Origin of the sequence: Microbacterium sp. AZCO (genome assembly GCF_039614715.1) — a bacterium.
Lineage (GTDB): Bacteria > Actinomycetota > Actinomycetes > Actinomycetales > Microbacteriaceae > Microbacterium.
In genome coordinates this window covers 3,589,542-3,609,990 of the sequence record NZ_CP154857.1, presented here as the reverse complement: position 1 = coordinate 3,609,990, position 20,449 = coordinate 3,589,542, and the positions used below count along the sequence as shown (strand labels likewise).

General features: G+C 71.4%; 18 protein-coding genes. 10 read left to right on the top strand and 8 right to left on the bottom strand.

Features of this window, described 5'->3' with window-relative positions; all coding sequences use genetic code 11:
- Window positions 1-24: 24 nt before the first annotated feature.
- The 4 genes from AAIB33_RS16505 to AAIB33_RS16490 all read left to right on the top strand — a co-directional run bounded on the left by AAIB33_RS16505 (window position 25) and on the right by AAIB33_RS16490 (window position 5,968).
- Window positions 25-654 (top strand): helix-turn-helix domain-containing protein, encoded by a 630-nt coding sequence (locus AAIB33_RS16505; RefSeq protein WP_345801044.1) that lies wholly within the window; start codon window positions 25-27, stop codon window positions 652-654.
- Complete coding sequence (locus AAIB33_RS16500) at window positions 654-1,322, top strand: hypothetical protein (protein ID WP_345803458.1); 669 nt, start codon at window positions 654-656, stop codon at window positions 1,320-1,322. Before AAIB33_RS16505 ends, AAIB33_RS16500 begins: the two co-directional genes overlap by 1 nt.
- The gene (locus tag AAIB33_RS16495; protein WP_345801043.1) at window positions 1,319-3,172 is read left to right on the top strand and encodes a YhgE/Pip domain-containing protein; all 1,854 of its coding nucleotides are present in this window, start codon (window positions 1,319-1,321) and stop codon (window positions 3,170-3,172) included. The genes AAIB33_RS16500 and AAIB33_RS16495 overlap by 4 nt, the downstream gene beginning before the upstream one ends.
- Before the next feature lie 174 nt (window positions 3,173-3,346).
- A complete protein-coding gene (locus AAIB33_RS16490; protein WP_345801042.1) occupies window positions 3,347-5,968 on the top strand; it encodes a penicillin acylase family protein in 2,622 nt (873 codons plus the stop codon).
- Window positions 5,969-6,122: 154 nt separating this feature from the next.
- Here AAIB33_RS16490 and mnhG read toward each other — a convergent pair whose 3' ends face one another.
- The 7 genes from mnhG to AAIB33_RS16455 form a co-directional block, all read right to left on the bottom strand.
- Window positions 6,123-6,518, bottom strand: a complete 396-nt coding sequence (gene mnhG / locus AAIB33_RS16485; protein WP_345801041.1) for a monovalent cation/H(+) antiporter subunit G — start codon at window positions 6,516-6,518, stop codon at window positions 6,123-6,125.
- Window positions 6,511-6,783: a monovalent cation/H+ antiporter complex subunit F gene (locus AAIB33_RS16480; RefSeq protein WP_345801040.1), complete on the bottom strand. Its 273-nt coding sequence runs from the start codon at window positions 6,781-6,783 to the stop codon at window positions 6,511-6,513. The genes mnhG and AAIB33_RS16480 overlap by 8 nt, the downstream gene beginning before the upstream one ends.
- Entirely contained in the window at window positions 6,780-7,352 is a 573-nt protein-coding gene (locus tag AAIB33_RS16475) for a Na+/H+ antiporter subunit E (RefSeq protein WP_345801039.1), read from the bottom strand. Before AAIB33_RS16475 ends, AAIB33_RS16480 begins: the two co-directional genes overlap by 4 nt.
- A complete protein-coding gene (locus AAIB33_RS16470) occupies window positions 7,349-8,905 on the bottom strand; it encodes a Na+/H+ antiporter subunit D (RefSeq protein WP_345801038.1) in 1,557 nt (518 codons plus the stop codon). Before AAIB33_RS16470 ends, AAIB33_RS16475 begins: the two co-directional genes overlap by 4 nt.
- Complete coding sequence (locus tag AAIB33_RS16465) at window positions 8,902-9,435, bottom strand: Na(+)/H(+) antiporter subunit C (RefSeq protein WP_345801037.1); 534 nt, start codon at window positions 9,433-9,435, stop codon at window positions 8,902-8,904. The genes AAIB33_RS16470 and AAIB33_RS16465 overlap by 4 nt, the downstream gene beginning before the upstream one ends.
- The gene (locus AAIB33_RS16460) at window positions 9,432-12,386 is read right to left on the bottom strand and encodes a Na+/H+ antiporter subunit A (protein ID WP_345801036.1); all 2,955 of its coding nucleotides are present in this window, start codon (window positions 12,384-12,386) and stop codon (window positions 9,432-9,434) included. Before AAIB33_RS16460 ends, AAIB33_RS16465 begins: the two co-directional genes overlap by 4 nt.
- A gap of 96 nt (window positions 12,387-12,482) precedes the next feature.
- Window positions 12,483-13,526 carry a LacI family DNA-binding transcriptional regulator gene (locus AAIB33_RS16455; protein ID WP_345801035.1) on the bottom strand — a complete coding sequence of 348 codons (1,044 nt, stop codon included), beginning with the start codon at window positions 13,524-13,526 and terminating at the stop codon, window positions 12,483-12,485.
- 59 nt (window positions 13,527-13,585) lie between these two features.
- Here AAIB33_RS16455 and AAIB33_RS16450 point away from each other — a divergent pair, with 59 nt between their 5' ends.
- The 6 genes from AAIB33_RS16450 (at window position 13,586) to AAIB33_RS16425 (ending at window position 19,941) form a co-directional block, all read left to right on the top strand.
- The gene (locus AAIB33_RS16450; protein ID WP_345801034.1) at window positions 13,586-14,824 is read left to right on the top strand and encodes an MFS transporter; all 1,239 of its coding nucleotides are present in this window, start codon (window positions 13,586-13,588) and stop codon (window positions 14,822-14,824) included.
- A gap of 28 nt (window positions 14,825-14,852) precedes the next feature.
- Entirely contained in the window at window positions 14,853-15,569 is a 717-nt protein-coding gene (gene nucS, locus AAIB33_RS16445; protein ID WP_345801033.1) for an endonuclease NucS, read from the top strand.
- 54 nt (window positions 15,570-15,623) lie between these two features.
- Complete coding sequence (locus AAIB33_RS16440) at window positions 15,624-15,905, top strand: hypothetical protein (RefSeq protein WP_345801032.1); 282 nt, start codon at window positions 15,624-15,626, stop codon at window positions 15,903-15,905.
- A gap of 73 nt (window positions 15,906-15,978) precedes the next feature.
- A complete protein-coding gene (locus AAIB33_RS16435; protein WP_345801031.1) occupies window positions 15,979-16,662 on the top strand; it encodes an HAD hydrolase-like protein in 684 nt (227 codons plus the stop codon).
- A complete protein-coding gene (locus AAIB33_RS16430; RefSeq protein WP_345801030.1) occupies window positions 16,655-17,917 on the top strand; it encodes a hypothetical protein in 1,263 nt (420 codons plus the stop codon). Before AAIB33_RS16435 ends, AAIB33_RS16430 begins: the two co-directional genes overlap by 8 nt.
- Entirely contained in the window at window positions 17,917-19,941 is a 2,025-nt protein-coding gene (locus tag AAIB33_RS16425) for a DUF2156 domain-containing protein (RefSeq protein ID WP_345801029.1), read from the top strand. The genes AAIB33_RS16430 and AAIB33_RS16425 overlap by 1 nt, the downstream gene beginning before the upstream one ends.
- A 95-nt stretch (window positions 19,942-20,036) precedes the next feature.
- Here AAIB33_RS16425 and AAIB33_RS16420 read toward each other — a convergent pair whose 3' ends face one another.
- Entirely contained in the window at window positions 20,037-20,246 is a 210-nt protein-coding gene (locus AAIB33_RS16420; protein WP_165126338.1) for a cold-shock protein, read from the bottom strand.
- Window positions 20,247-20,449 lie beyond the last annotated feature (203 nt).

The window sequence follows — 20,449 nt, the reverse complement described above, 5'->3', positions numbered from 1 at the left end:
GTGCAAGTTATTACCATGAGGTGAGTGAGCACACCCACCTCCACTCCGCGACGCCCACGACGCGACGCGCTCGAGAACCGCGCCGACATCATCTCGGCCGCGACCGATCTCATCGCCCGCGACCCGCACGCGTCGATCGACGCCATCGCGCGCTCGGCCGGCCTCTCGCGCCGCGCCCTCTACGGCCACTTCGACGACCGCGACGCCCTCGTGCGAGCCGTCATCTCCATCGGCGCCCAGCGCTTCAACGCCATCGCCCTCACGATCGACGACGCCGACGCCCGCGTCGCGCTCGCCCGCCTCGCCTCGCTGCTCTGGCGCGAGGCGGCGCACGTGCAGGTCGCGGCATCCATCGCCCTCGACGAAGCGCACGTGCACGACACCGCCGACGCACTCGCGCCCGTGCGGCGACGGCTCGCCGAGATCGTGCGCGCGGGCCAGGACGACGGCACGCTCCGCACCGACGTCGCCGCCCCGACCCTCGCGCGGCTCGTCGAGGAGGCCGCGCGAGCGGTCATCACGCGGATGGATGCCTCGTCCCCCGAGGCCCGCTCGCTCGCCGTCCGCGCGGTGCTGAGCATCGCCGGCCTGTCGTGGACCGAGTCCGTGACGCTCCTCGAGCGTCACCCGTCGCTCGTGGAGGACGAGGCGTGATGCGGATCGCCCTCACCGAGGTGTCGAAGGGACGCAACGGCATCTCGCTGCCCGAGACGTCGGTGGAGTTCGCCTCAGGAACCGCGAGGCTCGCCCTCGCCGAGACCGAGCAGCGCCCCACTATCCTCGGGCTCATCGCGTCGGGCCGGATGCGTCCCGACACGGGTTCCGTCCTGATCGACGGGAAGCGGGATGCCGCGGCCCTCCGCCGCCGGATCGCCCTCGTCGACGCCCCCGACGTCTCCGACCCTGCCCCGAACGTCACTGTCGCGGGCATCGTCGCCGAGGAGCTCATGTTCGCGGGCCGCCGCTCCGACCCGGTCGCGGTGTCGCGCTGGCTCCAGGAGGCGGGCGCTCGCGATCTCGCGCGCACCCCCATCGCCGACGTCCTGGCCGCCCGGCGGCTGCGACTGCTGCTCGAACTGGCGACACTGCGCCATGGTGTCGAGGGGCTCGTGCTCGTGTCGCCCGACCGCCACGGCGGCGATCCGCGGGAGTGGTGGACGCTCGCGCAGGAGTTCGCGGAACGCGGGTACGCCGTGCTCGTCGTCGCGGGCGAGGCGTCGGCCGCCGTCCTCACGGCCCCGACTCCGCACCGCGCGCGGCCCCGGCCGAGCCGGCTGCGCACCCGCGCCGGCCGTGCGCTCACGAAGGCGGTGCGGCCGTGAAGATCCCCGCCATGATCGCGGCGGAGCTCCGCCGCCTCACCGCGACGCGCATGTCGATCATCGCGCTCGTCGCGCTGCTCCTCGTGCCCGTGCTCTACGGCGGGCTGTACCTCTGGGCCAACCAGGACCCGTACGGCCGATTCAGCGAGATCCCGGTCGCGCTCATCAACGAGGATGCCGGGGCAACGGCCGGCGCCGAGGCCACCGTCGATTCCGCCGGTGCCGTCACCGAGGCATCCACTGATCAGAACTACGGCGAGCGCATCGCCGACGAGCTGCTCGACGGCGGCGCGTTCGACTGGAAGGCCATGACGTCGGCCCAGGCGGCGCGGGCGCTCGAGGAGGGCAGCGTCGACTTCACTGTCGTGATCCCGGCCGATTTCTCCGACGCTCTCGCGTCCGTCGCCGGCGATGAACCGCGACAGGCGACGATCGAGCTCGAGACGAACGACGCCAATAACTACCTCGCCTCGACGATCGGCGCGCAGGCGGTGGAGAAGATCCGATCATCCGTCGCGGAGCTCGTCGCCAAGGAGGCCGCGGGCCGCCTCCTGACCGGGATCTCCGACATCCGCGTGCAGCTCGTGGAGGCGGCCGACGGCGCCGCACAACTCGCCGACGGCGCCCAGCAGGCGTCCGACGGCGCGCAGCAGCTCGCGTCCGGCTCTGCTCAGCTCGCCGATGGCACCGCGACCCTCGCCGACGGGGCTCACCGCGTCGCCGGCGGCGCAGAGCAGGTCGCCGCGGGCACCGCGACGATCGCCGGCTACGCGGATCGCGCCGGCGCCGCCGTGCAGACCGCGACCGATGCGCTCCCCCGGGCCCGCGCCGACATCGCGACGACCCTCGCGGAGCAGGGCCTCGACCAGACGCAGATCGACGCCGTGCTCGCCAAGCTCGACCCCGTCGCCGACGACCTCCGCCAGGGCAACACGACGGTGCAGACCGCTGTCGGCAAGGTCGACGCCCTCGCCGCGGGCGCGGCCCAGGTCTCCGCGGGGGCGGCGCAGGTCGCCTCCGGCGCCGACGCGGCGGCGAGCGGTGCGTCCCAGCTCAGCGGCGGCGCATCCATTCTGGCCGGCGGCCTCGGCACGCTCGCCGACGGCACGGCGCAGCTGCGCGACGGCCTCGACGCCGGCGTCGCGGCGATCCCCGACTCCAGCGCCGCGCTGCGCGACGCACAGGCGAAGGCGATCTCCGATCCCGTCGCCGTGGAGTCCGGCAAGCTCGCCTCCGCCGCCGATTACGGCGCGGGCCTCGCCCCGTTCTTCGCCGCCCTCGCCGGGTGGATCGGCATCTACGCCCTCTTCCTCATCGTCAAGCCCATCTCGCGCCGGGCCGTGACGGCGCTGCACTCGCCCCTGCGCGTGACGGCGGCCGGCTGGCTCACCCCGGCCCTGCTCGGCGGCCTGCAGATGACGGCGCTGTTCGGCATCCTCGCATTCGCCCTCGGCTTCGGGTTCGCCAATCCGCTCGGCACGCTCGGCGTCATGGTGCTGGCTTCGTTCACCTACGCGGCGGTCATCCTCGCGCTCAATGTGTGGCTCGGATCGGTCGGACAGTTCCTCGGCCTCGTGCTCATGGTCGTGCAGCTCGTCACGGCGGGCGGGACGTTCCCGTGGCAGACCCTGCCGGCTCCGCTGGGGTCGCTCCACCAGGTGCTGCCGATGGGCTTCGTCGTCGACGCCATGCGTCAGCTCATGTACGGCGGAGACCTCGCCCGGGTGGGCACCGACGTCCTCGCGCTTCTCAGCTGGATGCTGGGCGGCCTGGTCCTCGCCGCCGTCGGCGTGACCCGCATGACGCACTTCCGCACGCTGCGCGACCTGCAGCCCAGCCTCATCGGCTGAGCCCGCCGGGCCGAGCGCAAAACGGACCGACGCAGCGCGAACACCTCCGCGTCGAGGCATCCTGAGCCGTCCCGGGTTACGATGCGAGACGATGCCCACGCGACCCGACGCGTGGGACTGGGGATCGCTCGACCTGAGCCGGAGTCCCACGTCGTTCGTGAGGAAGTGTCTTCGATGTCGAAGCCCGTCTCCGGCCCTGTGCCGGTCCAGGCCCCCCGCACGCGCTCGGTCGGGCGCACGATCGGCATCATCGCCTTCGGCCTCGTCGCGCTCGTGCTTCTGACGGGAGCGCTCGGGGCCGGATACGGCGTCTGGACGATCCAGCGGTCGTTCCCGCAGCTGTCCGGCGAGCTCCGCCTCGCCGGGCTCGACGACGAGGTCACGGTCCAGCGCGACCGACTCGGCATCCCGGTCATCACGGCGTCCGACAGCCACGACCTCCTCTTCGCGCAGGGGTATGTGCACGCTCAGGACCGTTTCTGGGAGATGGACTTCCGCCGGCACGTCACGGCGGGGCGGCTGTCGGAGCTGTTCGGTAAGTCGCAGCTCGCGACGGACAGGTTCCTGCGCACCCTCGGCTGGCACGACATCGCGGAGCAGGAGGTGGACGCGCTCGACGACACGACGCGCGGGTACTACGACGCGTACGCCGACGGCGTGAACGCCTACCTCGCCGACCATTCCGGCGCCGACGCGTCGCTCGAGTACGCCGTCCTCGGGCTGCAGAATCCGGGCTACGAGATCGAGCCGTGGACGCCGGCAGACTCGGTCGCGTGGCTCAAGGCGATGGCCTGGGACCTCCGCGAGAACATCGACGACGAGACCGAGCGTGCGCTCATGGCGCCCGACTTCACGGCCGAGCAGCTCACGGAGCTGTACCCCGGCTACCCGTACGACCGCAATCCCGTCATCGTCCCGACCATCACGCCGATGGCGGCCCCGGCCGCGCTCACGACAGGCGTGGGGCCGGCCGAAGCGGCGCCGGCCTCCGCCGAGTCCGCGTCCATCGAGTGGTCGACGGTGCAGGGGGTCGTCGCTGCCGTGTCGACGCTCGTGGGCGGGGCGGCCGAGGGGATCGGCTCGAACTCCTGGGTCGTCTCCGGCGATCTGACGGAGTCCGGGATGCCGCTCCTCGCCAACGACCCGCACCTCGGTGCCGCGATGCCCAGCGTCTGGCACCAGATCGGACTGCGCTGTGAGAAGGTCTCCGAGTCGTGCCCCTTCGACGTGTCGGGCTTCGGCTTCTCCGGGATGCCGGGCGTCATCATCGGCCACAACGCCGACATCGCGTGGGGCTTCACCAACCTCACGACCGACGTCACCGACCTCTACCTCGAGAAGGTCGAGGGCGACCGGTACTGGCGCGACGGCGCACTCGTGCCGCTCGAGACCCGTCACGAGAAGATCGAGGTCGCGGGCGGCAAGGCGGTCGACCTCGAGATCCGGTCGACGGTGCACGGTCCGATCGTCTCGGGGCTCACGCCCGACTTCGACGCCATCGCCGCCGACCCGTACCAGGGCACCGACGGCACGACGTCACCGCCCGTCGGGGCGCCCGATTCTGGCGAGTACGCCGTCGCACTGCAGTGGACCGCCCTGCAGCCCGGCACGACGGCATCCGCCATCTTCGCGCTCGACACCGCGAAGGACTTCGACGGCTTCCGCGCGGCGGCCGCGCTGTTCGACGTGCCCGCGCAGAACCTCATCTACGCCGACACCGCCGGCAACATCGGCTACCAGGCGCCGGGTCGGCTGCCCATCCGCGGCGCAGGCGACGGATCCATGCCCCAGCCCGGCTGGGACTCCGCGTACGACTGGAAGGGGTGGATCCCCTTCGACGAGCTGCCCGTCGCGTACAACCCGGCTGAGGGCTACATCGTCACCGCCAACAACGCGATCGTCGGGCCCGACTACCCCTACTTCCTGACGCGGGACTGGGACTACGGCTGGCGCGCCGCACGCATCACCGAGCTGCTGCAGCGCGCTGTCTCGAAGGGGCCCGTCACCGCCGACGACATGCGGGACATCCAGGCCGACGACCGCTTCGGCATGGGCATGCGGCTCTCCGCCGTGTACGACTCCGTGCGCACGGGGGACGACGACGTGGATGCCGCGCTCGCACTGCTTCGCACGTGGGATGCCGACAACGACGCCGAGTCGGCGGCGGCGGCCTACGCGAACGTGCTGTGGGACGAGCTCGTGCGCAACATCTTCGTGCGCGGGCGGGAGCATCCCGCGCCCCTGTCCAACCAGAGCCGCATGACGCTCGTGGTCGACCGGCTGCTCGACGACCCGTCGTCCCCGTGGTGGGTGAACCCGGGCCTCGACGTCTCGGACCAGGAGGACATGCTCGAGCGCACGGCGGAGGGCGCCTATAAGAGGCTCGTGAAGATGCAGGGCGACGACCCCGACCGCTGGAACTGGGGCGACCTGCACGCGCTGACGCTCACGAACGGGTCGTTCGGAAAGTCGGGCATCGCGCCGATCGAGTGGCTCTTCAACCGCGGCCCCTACCCGGTGAGCGGGGGCAGCTCGATGGTGGATGCCACCGGCTGGACCCTCGGCGAGGGCTTCGAGACGATCACGGTTCCGTCGATGCGCATGATCGTCGACCTGTCCGACTTCGACGACTCGCGCTGGAACCACCTCACCGGCGAGAGCGGCCACGCCTTCCACCCGAACTACACGGACCAGACCGAGACGTGGCAGCGGATCGAGCAGACCCCCTGGGTCTTCTCGCCCGAGGCCGTGACGGCGGCGACGACCGACACGCTGACGCTCGTCCCGGCATCCTGAGCCGACCCGCGCACGCGACCGCTGCTGTTACCTGCGAGCGCGGGTGCAGGCCGGCGCAGCGGTCGCAGGAAAGTGCCGCGGTCGTTCGGAATGCCGCGCGTCAGCCGCCGGCGGGCCGCAGGCGCAGGGCGGCGGGCGCTCGGGATGCCGCGCGTCAGCCGCCGGCGGCGGGCGGGGTCTCGCTCGACTCGGCGAGCTCGTCGACGAGCAGCGAGGCGCGGTCGATCGTGCCGTTGCGGTACGCCTGGCGCCCCACCATGTGCGCCGAGAGCGGCGCCGTCGCGAGCTGGATGAGCACGATGGGCACGAGGAAGGCGACGACGGGCCACGACCGCAGCGACAGCGCGATCGCGAGGCAGATGAGGATCAGTCCGAGCACCTGCGGCTTGGTCGCGGCGTGCAGGCGGCTCGGCACGTCGCGGAAGCGCACGAGGCCGATCGCCGCGGTGAGGCACAGCAGCGCCCCGATCAGGATCAGCACGAGGGAGATCCAGTCCAGGATGCCGCGGGGATCGAGCAGCGAGCCGGCGAGCGCATCGAGATCACCCATTGCCGTCACCGTCCCTTCGGGCCACCCAGCGGGCGATCGAGATCGACCCGAAGACGCCGATCGCGGCGATGATGAGAAGCACGGGCAGCGTCCGCGTGTGGTGATTGATGGCCATCTCGGCGCCGAGGGCGCACATGACGAGGGTCAGCAGCACGTCGGAGGCGACGGCGCGGTCGAGGATCGACGGTCCCACCACGATGCGATAGAGCGCGACGAGCGCCGATGCCGCGAACACGACGCAGATGGCGATGAGGAGGATGTTCACGAGACACCCCCGGCCACGGCATCCACGATCCTCTTGACCTGTGCACGAGACCCGACGGCGCGGACGATGCGCTCCTCCCAGTGCAGCACGCTCGCGCGCTGCTTCTCGACATCGGCGGCGTTGCGCACCCCGATGACGTGCAGGTACAGGATGCGGCGGTCGCGGTCGGCGTCCACGATGAGGGAGCCGGGGATGAGGGATGCCGTGACCGCCGTATGCGTCATGATGAGGTCGTCGTCGATCCGCAGCGGCACCGCGATGATCGCCGTGCCGGGAAGCCGCCGGGGATCGACGACCTGCCACGCCACTGTGAGCGAGCCGCGCACGAGCGCCACGAGGAACTCGAGCACGAAGACGAGGCCCCACCACAGGTTGACCCGGCCCGAGAGCTCGACCGGCGGAAGCCGGAAGATGCGCGTCACGACCACCGCCGCGACGACGCCCGTCACGAACGCGACGATCGTGAACTGGCCCCACAGCAGCATCCACAGGGCGACGAGCCACACGAAGAACGGCAGCTGACGCCACAGCTGCGTGAAGACGGGCCGCTTGCCGGAATCCGGGCTCATTGGCCCGCCTCCTCTTGCAGCTGCGTGAGGCTCACGGGCTCGAGGAGCGATGCGCCGATGCGCTCGCACACGTCGTAGAGCGGGCCCGCGAAGACGGTGAGGGCCACGGTGACCGCGACCATGCCGGTCGTCGCCGCGGTCATGATGCGCGGAATGGCGCGGCGCTCGGTCTGCACGGCGGCGGCCGGGGCGTCGCCGAGGTACGAGATGCGCGACTCGGTCTCGGCCGAGTCCTCCTCCTCGCGCCAGAACGACAGGTTCCACGCCCGCATGAGGGCGTAGAGCGTGAGGAGGCTCGTCACGATGCCGCCGACGATGAGCACCATCATGATCGGCGTGCCGACCTCCGCCGCCGCGTCGAAGAGGGCGTACTTGCCGATGAAGCCGGAGAAGGGCGGCAGGCCGCCGAGGTTGACGGCGGGGATGAAGTACAGCACCGCGATGACCGGCGCCGCCCGCATGAGCCCCTTCACGCGCAGGATCGACGTGCTGCCGGCCCGGCGCTCCACGAGTCCCACCGCGAGGAACAGCGTCGTCTGCACCACGATGTGGTGGACCATGTAGTAGATCGTCGCGCCGATCGCCGCGGGCGTCGCGATCGCGAGTCCGAAGACCATGTACCCGATGTGGCTCACGAGCGTGAACGACAGGATGCGCTTGAGCTCCGCCTGCGCCACGGCGCCGAGTACGCCGACGATCATCGTCGCGAGCGCCACGATCATGAGCAGCGTGTTGACGTTGCTGTCGGAGAACAGCTGCGTCTCGGTGCGGATGAGGGCGTACACGCCGACCTTCGTCAGCAGGCCGGCGAATACGGCGGTGACGGGGGCGGGTGCCGTCGGATACGAGTCGGGCAGCCAGAAGGAGAGCGGGAAGACGGCGGCCTTGATGCTGAAGGCGAGCAGCAGCATGAGGTGCAGGACGAGCTGCGTGTCCTGCGGCAGCTCCGTCATGCGCTCGGAGATCTGCACCATGTTGACGGTGCCGAGGGCGCCGTAGATCATCGCGATCGCGGCGAGGAAGAGGATCGACGACACGAGCGACACGACGATGTAGACGACGCCCGTGCGGATGCGCGACTCGGTCGAGCCGAGCGTGATGAGCACGTACGACGCCACGAGCAGGATCTCGAAGCCCACGTAGAGGTTGAAGAGGTCGCCCGCGATGAAGGCGTTGAAGATGCCCGCCGCGAGGATCAGGTACGAGGGGTGGAAGATCGAGACCGGCGTGTCGTCGTCGCCGTCCGCGGCGCCCTGCCCGACCGAGAAGAGGAGGACGGCGAGCAGCACGATGCTCGAGACGACGACGAGGAGCGCGGCGAGCCGGTCGACGTACAGCACGATGCCGAACGGGATGGGCCAGCCGCCGATCGAGACCGCGATCGGCTGCCCGCCGGCATCCACCGCCCACAGCAGCACCGCCGCGATGATGAGCACGAGGGTCAGCGTCACGATCGACACGACGACCTGCGTCCTGCGATGCCGGCCCGCGATCAGCGCGATCGCCGCGCCGAGCAGCGGCAGCGTCACGAGCAGGGGGACGAGGGCGCTCACGAGTCGTCACCCCCGTCGCGGGGACGGCGAATGGGCCGATCGGCCGGCGCGTCGTCGACGAGGCCCGGCACGTCGCGGCTGCCGAGCACCGTGATCGGGGCGGTGTCCACGCCCACGAAGTCCGTCGTCGCGTCGTCGGTGTCGAACTCGGCCTCGTCGTCCATCGTCTCCTCGGTCGCAGCGCCGCGACGGCGCACGGCGATGTCGGCTTCGTCGTCGGTCACGGTGTCGGCCTGCCCGAGCTGCCAGGAGCGGTAGATGAGCGCGAGCAGGAACGCCGACACCGCGAACGTGATGACGATCGCCGTCAGGGTGAGGGCCTGAGGCAGGGGGTCGGATGTTTCACCCTCGGCGCCGTAGAACGGTGCGAGACCGGGCTGCCCCATGACGACGAGGAGCAGGAGGTTCGCCGCATTGCCGAGGAGGAGGAAGCCGATCAGCACACGCGTGAGGCTGCGCTCGAGCATCGCGTAGACGCCGCACGCGAAGAGCACGCCCATGATGACGATGAGGATGAGGGACACGTTCATCGCGAGCCGGCCCCCGTCCGCGCTTCGCGCAGCTCGATCGCCTGACGGTCGACCTCCGCGCCGAGGCTGCGCAGCACGTCGAGCACGAGCCCGATGACCACGAGGTAGACGCCGATGTCGAAGAGGGTCGGGGTGACGAACTCGATGTCGCCGATCCAGTCGAGGTGCGCCTCGAGGTAGGCGCTCTTGAGCGGCGGCGCGTTGAAGACGAGCGGCACGATGGCGCACGAGACGGCGATCGCCATGCCGACGCCCAGCAGCCGACCCGCATCGGTCGGCGCCGCGGCACCCAGCTCGTAGCGCCCGCCCGCGACGTACCGCATGACGAGGGCCATGCCCGCGATGAGCCCGCCCGCGAAGCCGCCGCCGGGGAGGTTGTGCCCGGCGAGGAGCACGTAGAGGGAGACGATGATGATCGTGTGGAAGAGGATCCGCACGATCACCTCGAGGATGATCGAGCGGTTCTCTGGCTTCACCCGCTGCCCGCCCACGAGCCAGGCCCGAGGACGATGGCTGAGGTCGGCCGTCTGGGGGGTGACGCCGCCGTCCTCCGTCTCGACCAGCGGCCGGCGCGTGCGCGATGAGACGCGGGGAAGCGGCTCCGTGAGCGACGAGAGCGTGTCGGCTCGGTGCGTGACGAAGACGAGGGATGCCACCCCGGTCGCCGCGACGATCAGCACCGAGAGCTCGCCCATCGTGTCCCACCCGCGCAGATCGACGAGCGCGACGTTGACGACGTTCTTGCCGTGGCCGAGCGTGTAGGCGAGATCGGCCCACTCGGCCGAGATGGGCGTCGCGACCCGCGCACCGGTCGCGACGAGGGCGACGACGGCCATCGTGAGGCCGACGGCGACGGCGATCACGGCACGGGCCACCGGCGCGACGGAGGCGTTGTGCTCGCCGAGGCGAGACGGGATGCGCCGCAGAACGAGCGCGAAGGCGACGAGCGTCACCGTCTCGACGAGGATCTGCGTGAGCGCGAGGTCGGGAGCGCCACTCGTGGCGAAGAGCACGACCATCCCGAGGCCTGTGACGGACACGAGCACGACGCCCGTGTAGCGCTTGCGCGCCCGGGTCGCGATGATGCCGGCGACGATCATGACGGGCGCGACGAGCAGCTGAGCCGGCGTCTGGTAGGCGTCGTACGCGACGCGCCAGTCGCTGCCCGCGAGCAGCACCGTGCCCTCCGCCGCGACGAAGACGATGAAGATCGTGCCGACGTAAACGGGCAGCGAGCCGCGCTGCGTGAGACTCGTCGTCACGACCGAGAGGCGGGCGATGCCGCGCAGGCTCGCGTTGTAGATGTCGCCGGCCGTGAACCGGATGACGCGCGCCGGTGCCGTGTGCCGCGTCAGGGCGAACACGACGGCGCCCACGAGTATCGTCCCGAGCGAGATCCACAGCGCGGGATCGAGGCCGTGCCAGAGGGCCAGGTGGTACGGATAGGCGGGCGGCGGAACACCCGGCGTCGACTCCGGCGCGGTGTCGGCGTACGGCGTGAAGACGAGATCGACCAGCGGCGCCGCCACCCCCGCGACGACGGTGAGCCCCGACAGCACGACGGGGGCGGCGAGGAAGCCGAGCGGCGGATCGGGCCATTCCGTCGCGGGCATGGACTCACCCGTGGAGTCCTTCTTGGTCCAGAACGCGCCCCACAGGAACCGGATGCCGTACGCCGCCGTCAGCACCGAGCCGAGCACGACGCCCACGAAGGCGACGATGCCCCACGGCGCTCCGCCGAGCGCCTCCTCGAGGAGCGCAGTGAGCGCACCCTCCTTCGCGACGAACCCGATCGTCGGGATGATGCCGATCATCGACGCGACGGCGATCGTCGCGAACGTCGCCATGACGGGCGCCTGCCGGGCCAGGCCGCTGAGCTCGCGGATGTCGCGCGTCGAGAGCTGCCGGTCGATGACGCCCACGACCAGGAACAGGCTCGACTTGAACAGGGCGTGACCGAGCAGCAGCGCGAGACCGGCGAGAGCGGCATCCCTCGTCCCGTAGCCGAGCACGACGGTCAGCAGGCCGAGCTGACTGACCGTGCCGAAGGCGAGGATGCGCTTCAGGTCGGTCTCGCGCAGCGCCTGCCAGCCGCCGAGCAGCATCGTGAAGACGCCGAGGGCCACGACGAGGGGCCGCCAGGGCGGCGCGATCGCGAAGACCGGGGCGAGGCGGGCGATGAGGTAGATGCCCGCCTTCACCATCGCGGCGGCGTGCAGGTAGGCGCTCACGGGGGTCGGCGCGGCCATGGCGCCCGGCAGCCAGAAGTGGAACGGGAAGATCGCCGACTTGCTCAGGGCTCCGACGAGCAGCAGCACGAGCGCCGCGTCGACGACGGGTCCTGTGGGGGCTTCCGCGAGGATCGTCGACAGGCTCGACGTGCCGGCCTCGACGACGATCAGCACGACGCCGATGAGCATGACGAGGCCGCCCAGCGTCGTGACGAGCAGCGCCTGCAGTGCCGCCCGTCGGCTCGCGCCGCGGCGGTGGTAGTACCCGATGAGCAGGTACGAGAGGACGCTCGTGACCTCCCAGAACATCACGAGCACGACGATGTCGTCGGTCAGGACCAGCCCGTACATCGCGCCCGCGAAGGCGAGGAGCACGGCGGAGAACTGACCGAGACCCTCGGCGCCCTTGGCGTCCGCCTTGTCTCGGAAGTACCAGCGGCAGTAGAGCATGACGAGCGCGCCGACGCCGGTCACGATGAGCGCGAGGAGCCAGCCGAGGGTGTCCATCCGCATGGACAGCTGGATGCCGAGCGCCGGGATCCAGTCGTAGGTCTCGAACGGGATCTCCCCGTCGAGCACGTTCCGGGTCTCCAGGGCGGCCTGGACGAAGGCGATCGCGGGCAGGACGGCGGCGACCAGGAAGGCACGCGCCCCGATCCTCGCGACGAGCCACGGCAGCAGGAGCGGCGCCACCGCGAACGCGCCGAGGAGCAGGAGCATACGCGGCCTCCTCAGGGGTCGCGGCCAAGGGCACGGGCGTCCGGGTGTCCTGACAGTCTACCGGCGGCGCGGCGGACAGCCCCGGATCCACCCGGATCAGGCGGGCGGAGCGGTGGTATTCCCCTCACGGAATGTGCAGGTGAAGGCGATGGATGCCGCCTCCCCGCCCTGCAGCATCGCGACGATGGCCTCCCCCGCGGCGCGCCCCTTGTCGGTCGACGGCTGCCACATCGTCGTGAGCTCGTAGGGCGCGAGTCCGTCGACGACGATCCCGTCGAACCCCGTCACGCTCACGTCCTCGGGCACGCGGAGGCCCGCCTCCTCCGCTGCCCGGATGACGCCGGCGGCGAGCAGATCGCTCTGCGCGAGCACGGCCGTCGGCCGTTCGGCGGGGTCGGCGAACAGCACGCGACCGGCCGCGAGCCCCTCGTCGATGAAGCTGCCCGCCGCGGCGAAGGCCGGCGCATCCGGGAACACGTCGCGCGCACCGAGCAGGCGGTCGCGCGTGACGTCGACCGAGACGCGGGACTCGTCGTCGATCCAGCCGCGCTCCCACCCCGTGCGGACGGGCAGCGTCACGAGGGCGACGCGATCATGCCCGAGTCCGCGCACGTGGCTCGCCATCTGGCGCTGCGCCTCGCGGTTGTCCAGGCCGATGCGCGGAACCTCGCTGCCCGCATCACCCTCGATGACGACGACCGGGATGCCGCGTGCCCGTACGACGTCGAGCGACTCGCGCAGCATCCCGCTGCATCCGACCAGCACGGCGGCGTCGACGGGAGCCGTCGTCAGCGACGGGGCGTTGGACTCCGGGTCCTGGTCGCGGAGCATCAGCAGGCCCGCCCCCATGCCGGCGACGCTGTCGGTGAGCCCGTCCATCATGAGGATCTTCACGGGGTCCTGGAAGGCGCGGCCGAGGTGCTCCTCGAAGACGACGGCGACGATTCCCGACCGGCCGCGGCGCAGCGAGGCGGCGCGGGGATCGGGACCGGTGTAGCCCAGCGACTTCGCGGCGTCGAGCACGCGGCGGTGCGTCGCCTCGGAGACGGGCGTCTTGCCGCTGAAGACGACGGAGGCCGTCGACGGCGAGACGCCGGCCTCGCGGGCGACGTCTGCGATCGTGGCGCGTCTCGTGCTCATCCCGATGATCGTACTCTGCCCGGTTCCCCGGCATCGAATCGATTCGGTACCATGGTCGGATGGATACCGCGCTCTCCCGCCGGCAGATCGTCGCCTGGCGCACCGCGATCTTCGCGATCTTCTTCGCGACAGGTCTCGGCTTCGCGACGTGGGCGTCGCGGGTTCCCGCGGTCAAGGCCAACCTCGGCATCAACGACTTCGAAGTCGGGCTCCTGCTGTTCGCATCGGGAGCCGCGTCGATCCTCGGCCTCTCGCTCGCCAACGTCATCCTCGCCCGATGGGGCGCGCGGCGCGGTCTCCTCGTGAGCCTCTCGATCTTCGCGGTCGGCATCCTGGCGGTAGGCCTCGGCGCCCAGACGACGACGTCGTTCGCCGTGACGGCCGTGGGGCTGGCCCTCATGGGGCTCGGCATGGGCTCGACCGACGTCATGATGAACGTCGAAGGCGCAGCGGTCGAACAGGCGACCGGGAAGACGATCATGCCGCTCTTCCACGCCTTCTTCAGCCTCGGCACGGTGGCCGGTGCCGGCGTCGGCGTCGCGATGACGGCGTGGGGCGTCGGGGTCGCGCCGCACCTGTGGATCGTCGCGGCGATCGTCGTCGCGGGCGGAGCGGTCGCCGTCGTCTTCGTCCCCCGGCGCGAGGCGACGGAGGACACCCCGGGCGACGTGCCGTCGGTCACCCGCCGCGAACGCTTCGCCGCGATCGCGGCCGTCTGGCGCGACCCGCGCACGTACGCCATCGGGGCGATCATGCTCGGCATGGCGTTCGCCGAGGGCGGCGCCAACGACTGGCTCCCGCTCGCGGTCGTCGACGGGCACGACGGCACGCAGGCGCAGGGGGCGATCGCCCTCACCGTCTTCTCCGTCGCGATGACGGCGGTGCGGGCGCTCGGCGGACCGCTCGTCGACCGCTTCGGACGCGTCTGGACGCTCCGCATCCTCGCCATCACCGCCGGCGCGGGCCTGGTCGTCTTCATCCTCGCGCCGACCTGGCCGATCGCCCTCATCGGCGTCGCGCTGTGGGGCATGGGTGCGTCGCTCGGCTTCCCGCTCGGCATGTCGGCCGCCGCCGACGATCCGACGAAGGCGGCCGCCTCGGTCAGCGCCGCCGCGACGATCGGGTACATCGCGTTCCTGTGCGGCCCGCCCATCCTCGGCTGGATCAGCCACGAGATCGGCCTGCTGCCGACCCTCTGGATCCTCGTCGCCCTCATCGCCCTCTCGGGCCTCGCGTCGGGGGCGGCCAAGCCGATCGCCGGGTCGAAGGTCGGCGCCGGCCACTCCGCCGCGCACTGATCCCACCTCGCGCGGCTAGGCTCTTCGGGTGCGTCTGGTCATCGCCCGCTGCTCCGTCGATTACACGGGGCGCCTCAACGCGCACCTGCCGCTCGCGACGCGGCTTCTCGTGCACAAGGGCGACGGCAGCCTGCTCGTCCACTCGGACGGCGGGTCGTACAAGCCGCTCAACTGGATGAGCCCGCCCTGCACGCTCGCCGTGGAGGAGCCCGACGCCGAGACCGCGGCCGAAGGCGTCGTCGAGGTGTGGCGCGTGACCCACGTCAAGACGGGCGACGCGCTGCTCGTGCGCATCCACGAGGTCATCCACGACGCCAGCCACGACCTCGGCGTCGACCCCGGGCTCATCAAGGACGGCGTCGAGGCCGATCTGCAGCGTCTCCTCGCCGAGCAGGTCGACGTCATCGGCGACGACCTGGCGCTCGTGCGTCGCGAGTTCCCGACCGCCATCGGCCCCGTCGACCTCATGCTCCGCACCACGCTCACGCTCGAGCACGAGGCGCAGCCGCGGCACGTCGCCGTCGAGGTCAAGCGCCGCGCCGGCATCGACGCCGTCGAGCAGCTCACGCGCTACCTCGAGCTGCTCAACCGCGACCCGCACCTCAAGCCCGTCCGCGGAGTGCTCGCCGCGCAGGCGTTCGCACCGCAGGCCAAGACGCTCGCGGGCGACCGCGGCATCGACACCGTCGTGCTCGACTACGACGCGATGAAGGGTGTGGACAACGGCATCCCGACCCTCTTCTAGAAGAGTGGATGCCGCGCCCCGGCGCTGTCGGCGGGCGCGGGTACGATCCAGGCCATGACGGTGCTCGACGTGCTCAACACGATCTTCGCGGGCGTCGCGGCCGCAGCCGCCGTCGCGGGGGCGCTCATCGCGTACCAGGCGCTGCGCATCTCGCTCGCGAGCCGGGCGAAGGCCGAGAGCGCTCAGGCCGCAGCGGTGGCGGCGGGCGAATCCGACCGGCGCACGCGCACCGCCGTCGCCGACGCGCTGGACGAGCTCTCCGGAGGGTCCCCCTCTCTCCGCGCCGAGCCGTCGCGGCTCTCGGCGATCGCCGAGCGGCTGCGCCGCGACGGCTGAACGAGACCGACGCGTCACGCCCGCGTCATCCGGGCGACGGGTGCGCGACACGGCCCGCCCCTAGGCTGATCCCATGCCTACCCGATCGCCGTGGACCTGCGTCCTGTGGGACGTGGACGGGACGGTGGTCGATGCCTCCGACGGAATCCTCCGCCGCCTCACCATCGCCCTCGAGCACTTCGGCAAGCCGCGTCCGACGCGCGCCGAGCTCGTGCACTGGATCGGTCCGCCGATGTACGAGTCGTTCCAGGCCAACGTCGGCATGACGCCGGCCGAAGCCTCCGAGGCTGTCTCGTTCTACCGCACACTCGGCAAGGCCGACGGGTACACGACGGGCGCCAAGCTCTTCCCGGGCATCGCCGACCTCATCGCCGAGGTCTCGGCGAACGGCATCGCACAGGCCACGGCGAGCTCCAAGCCGGAGATCCAGGTGCAGGCGCTCATGGACCACTTCGGCCTCGAGCCCTATATCACCTCGATCGTCGGCGCGACGCTCGACGAGCGCACGCTGAGCGCGAAGTCCGACATCGTCGCCGAGGCGCTGCGGCGGCTCGCGGCGGCGGGGGTCGACACGAGCCGTCCCGTGCTCGTCGGCGACCGTCACCACGACGTCGAAGGCGGTGCGGAGCACGGTGTGCCGGTCATCTTCGTGCGGTGGGGCTTCAGCTGGCCGCACGAGGCCGACGGCGCGCAGGCCGCCGTCGACACCGTCGAGGAGCTGCGGGCGCTGCTGCTCGTCGGGGACGCCGATGCCTGACGCCGTCGCGAGCGTCCTGGGGTGGGTCATCCCGGCGCTCGTGGTGTTCGGCGTCACCGCACTGGCGATCGCGATCACGGCGTGGGCGGTGCGGCGCGCGCGCCGCTCGCCAAAGGCGCGTGCGGCCGCCCTCGCCGAGCGCGAGCGCGCGGGCGCGTCCCTCGTGCGCCTCGACGACGCCGTCGCCGAGCTCGAGCTGGAGGTGGGGCTGTCCGGTGCGCTGTACGGCGGCGGGGCCCCGGCATCCCTCCGCCGCGCTCGACTCACGGCGCAGCACGCGCGGGATGCCGCGTTCGACGAGTACCGCGCCGCAGGCGAGCCCGACGTCACGCCCGCCGAGATCCGCCGCGTCGCGACGCGGATCGAGCGCAAGACGTCGGAGGCGCTCTCGATCATCGTGCGGGCGCGCGACGAGCATGCCGGGTGGGTCGCCGCGAACGTCTCGGCGGCGCAGCAGATCGACGCCGAGCGGGCGCGGCTCACGGGCCTCCGCGCCTCGATGGGCGATCCCCGCAAGCTCGTCGACGAGCTGCGGTCGCGCTTCGCGGAAGAGGAGTGGAGGGATGCCGCGCGCGCCGCGGAGTCCGCGCTCTCCGAGGCCGATGCCGCCGAACGGCTGCTCGCCCGCGCCGCCGATGAAGCCGACGACCCCTCCCGCAGCGCGCTGGCCGACCTCGCGGCGGCCGAGCGGTCGCTCCGGCTCGCCGAGGCCGACGCCCGCACGCTCGAGGAGACCCACCGCCTGGTGACCCAGGCGGCGCAGGCTCTGCCCGACGAGTTCGCGGCCGCCCGCGGCGCGCTCCGTCAGGCGCTCGTGACGCGGGAGCACCTCGAGCCCGACGACGCGGCTCGCCTCGGCTCGGAGCTGCGCGCCGTGACGGCGCAGCTCGACGCGCTCGAGCCCGCCGCGGCGACGCATCCCACCCGCACCGTCGACCGCATCGCGCGGCTGCGCGATCGACTCGACCTCGCCCTCGGCGATGCGCACACCGCGCAGCAGCGGCTCCGCGGCGCCCGCACCGCGCTGCCGGGAACGCTCGCGGCCGCGCGCGGCGCGATCGCGCAGGCCGAGGCATCCGTCGCCCACTCGCGCTCGGCCGCCTCGGCGCGCCTGCGTCTGCTGTCCGCACAGCGCGAACTGGCCGACGCCCGGCAGGCGCAGGACCCGGTCGCCGCCCTCGACTCCGCCCGTCGCGCGATGAGGGATGCCGAAGACGCCACTGCGCTGGCAGACTTCGAGGCGACGGGAGGCTGATGATGCGAGTGCTCGGGCGCGTCCCCGCGACGCTGACCCTGATCGCGCTCCTGCTCGTCGCCGGCGTCGTCTGGCAGGGACTCTGGCAGCCCTTCGAGGACTCCTCGACGTTCGACGTCGTCGCGTACGGCCTGCCCGCCCTGTCCGAAGGACGCTGGTGGACGCCCGTGACGGGCACCTTCTTCGTCACTCAGCCGTGGGTCTACCTCCTGACCCTCCCGACCTTCATCGGCATGGGGTTCCTCGAGTTCCGCCGGGGCAGCCGCGTCGCCCTCGCGTACTTCAGCGTCGGACAGCTCTTCGCGGTGCTCTTCCTCCTCGTCTTCTCCTTCACGCCCTGGCCCTGGGCGCAGGCGCAGGCGCTCGTCCTCGACGTGGGCCCCTCAGGCGGAACCTTCGCCTGCATCGCGGCGGCGCTCGGGCTCCTCCCGCAGCCCTGGCGCGTGCGGGCGTGGCTCGTCCTGCTCGGCTTCGTGACGGTCGCGCTGCTGTTCTGGGGAGGCGTGGAAGACCTCGAGCACGCCCTCGCCGTCGCGCTGGTGCTCTTCGTCGACCGGTCGCTGCGCATCCAACGGACGACCATCCGCGAGCAGCGCCTCATCGCCTTCGTGGTCGCCCTCTCGCTCGGCGCCATCGAGGTGCTCACGGTGCTCACGCCCACGAACGGGGTCTTCGGCCACACGGATGCGGTCGACGGACCGTGGGTGGATGCCGCGATCGACGCCGCGGTCGCCCTCTTCTTCGCCGACGGACTGCGGCGCGGCCGTCGCTGGGCGTGGGGGTGGACGGTCGGCTGGGCGATCTTCAACGTCGTCATCGCCGCACTGCTCGTCGCGCTCCTCCTCTCCGGTGCCGGCGGCGTGCAGGCCACGCTCGGAGACTTCAGCGTGTCCATCGCGACGTCGACCCTGTGGCTCCTCTTCCTCGTCTATCTCGTCTGGGTGCGCCGCGCCTTCCGCGCGAAGCGCAGAGCGCGGCTCGGGGCGCAGCCGGCGCCGACCGTCGACGAGGTCAAGGAGCTGCTGCGCAGCGACGGGGGCGGAACCCTCTCGTGGATGACGACGTGGGACGGCAACGACTACTTCCGCACCTCCGACGGCATCGTCGCGTATCAGCGGCGGTCGGGCGTGGCCATCGTGCTCGCCGACCCGCTGGGGCCCGCGGCATCCCGTCCCGCGTCCGTCCGGGAGTTCATCGAGGGTGCGGAGCGGGCGGCCCTCATCCCCTGCTTTTTCAGCGCCGGCGAGCAGACGCGAGCGGCGGTGCCGGAGGGATGGCGCAGCCTCGTCGTCGCCGACGACACGATCGTCGACCTCCCCGGCCTCGCCTTCACGGGCAAGCAGTGGAACTCCGTGCGGTCGTCGCTCAACCGCGCAGGCCGGGAGGAGATGACGTTCCGCCTGACGCGGCTCGCCGACGAGCCCTGGGGCATCCAGCAGCAGCTGCGCGCGATCTCCGAGATGTGGGTGGGCGACAAGGGTCTCCCCGAGATGGGCTTCACGCTCGGCACGCTCGACGAGGCGGCGGATCCCGAGGTGCGGCTCGCCCTCGCGATCTCACCGAAGGGCGACGTCGACGGATTCCTGTCGTGGCTGCCCGTCTACGGTGGCGGCGGCGAGGTGCACGGCTGGACGCTCGACCTCATGCGTCGGCGCGAAGGCGGCTTCGGGCCTGTCATGGAATACCTCATCGGATCGTCCGCCCGGCACTTCTCCGACGAGGGAGCGCAGATCCTGTCGCTCTCCGGTGCCCCGCTGACGCACGACTATCCGGAGGATGCCGGCCCCATCGCCGACCTCACCGACAAACTCGCCGAAATGCTCGAGCCGGTCTACGGCTTCCGGTCGCTGCACCGATTCAAGGAGAAGTTCCACCCGCGGTACGAGACGATGTATCTCCTCTACCGCGACGAGACCGACCTCACGCGGATCGCCGCGGGACTGACCCGCGCCTTCCTGCCCGATGCGACGCTGCGTCAATTCGCGAGCGCCGGACTCGAACTCGTGCGCGGCGAAAAGGACTGACGTCCGGGCAGCACAAAAGCCGCCGCATCCATCACGGTCGACCCCCGGAAGGGGGTCTCATGAGCCGAGGACGGACGGGCGGCTGTGCTCGCGGGTCAGGCGAGGGGGCGGATGTTCTCGGCCTGCAGTCCCTTGGGGCCCTGCGCGATCTCGAACTCCACGCGCTGGTTCTCCTCGAGGGAGCGGTAGCCGCCGGCCTGGATGGCGGTGTAGTGCGCGAACACGTCTGCGCCACCCTCATCCGGCGCGATGAAGCCGAAGCCCTTCTCCGAGTTGAACCACTTGACGGTGCCCTGCGTGCTCATGAAATGCCGTTCTACGCTCTTCGACGACACAGATCGTGCCGACAGGTACACGCTATCGACGGCCGGGGACACGACATAGCCCCGTTTCGGAAGGTGACGGAAATGTTGCACGGCCGAAATGGTCGCCGCCTCTGCCGCGGAAAGCGGGCGGAAAACCATCGAACGCCCGGGCCGAGCATGACGCTTCGAGGCCCGGGCGCCGA

Excerpts from the sequence above, each read along its gene's own strand:
- AAIB33_RS16500 (WP_345803458.1), top strand. The coding sequence starts at position 654 with ATGCGGATCGCCCTCACCGAGGTGTCGAAGGGACGCAACGGCATCTCG.
- AAIB33_RS16490 (WP_345801042.1), top strand. The coding sequence starts at position 3,347 with ATGTCGAAGCCCGTCTCCGGCCCTGTGCCGGTCCAGGCCCCCCGCACG.
- mnhG (WP_345801041.1), bottom strand. The coding sequence starts at position 6,518 with ATGGGTGATCTCGATGCGCTCGCCGGCTCGCTGCTCGATCCCCGCGGC.
- AAIB33_RS16475 (WP_345801039.1), bottom strand. The coding sequence starts at position 7,352 with ATGAGCCCGGATTCCGGCAAGCGGCCCGTCTTCACGCAGCTGTGGCGT.
- AAIB33_RS16465 (WP_345801037.1), bottom strand. The coding sequence starts at position 9,435 with ATGAACGTGTCCCTCATCCTCATCGTCATCATGGGCGTGCTCTTCGCG.
- AAIB33_RS16460 (WP_345801036.1), bottom strand. The coding sequence starts at position 12,386 with ATGCTCCTGCTCCTCGGCGCGTTCGCGGTGGCGCCGCTCCTGCTGCCG.
- AAIB33_RS16455 (WP_345801035.1), bottom strand. The coding sequence starts at position 13,526 with ATGAGCACGAGACGCGCCACGATCGCAGACGTCGCCCGCGAGGCCGGC.
- AAIB33_RS16450 (WP_345801034.1), top strand. The coding sequence starts at position 13,586 with ATGGATACCGCGCTCTCCCGCCGGCAGATCGTCGCCTGGCGCACCGCG.
- AAIB33_RS16440 (WP_345801032.1), top strand. The coding sequence starts at position 15,624 with ATGACGGTGCTCGACGTGCTCAACACGATCTTCGCGGGCGTCGCGGCC.
- AAIB33_RS16435 (WP_345801031.1), top strand. The coding sequence starts at position 15,979 with ATGCCTACCCGATCGCCGTGGACCTGCGTCCTGTGGGACGTGGACGGG.
- AAIB33_RS16430 (WP_345801030.1), top strand. The coding sequence starts at position 16,655 with ATGCCTGACGCCGTCGCGAGCGTCCTGGGGTGGGTCATCCCGGCGCTC.
- AAIB33_RS16425 (WP_345801029.1), top strand. The coding sequence starts at position 17,917 with ATGATGCGAGTGCTCGGGCGCGTCCCCGCGACGCTGACCCTGATCGCG.
- AAIB33_RS16420 (WP_165126338.1), bottom strand. The coding sequence starts at position 20,246 with ATGAGCACGCAGGGCACCGTCAAGTGGTTCAACTCGGAGAAGGGCTTC.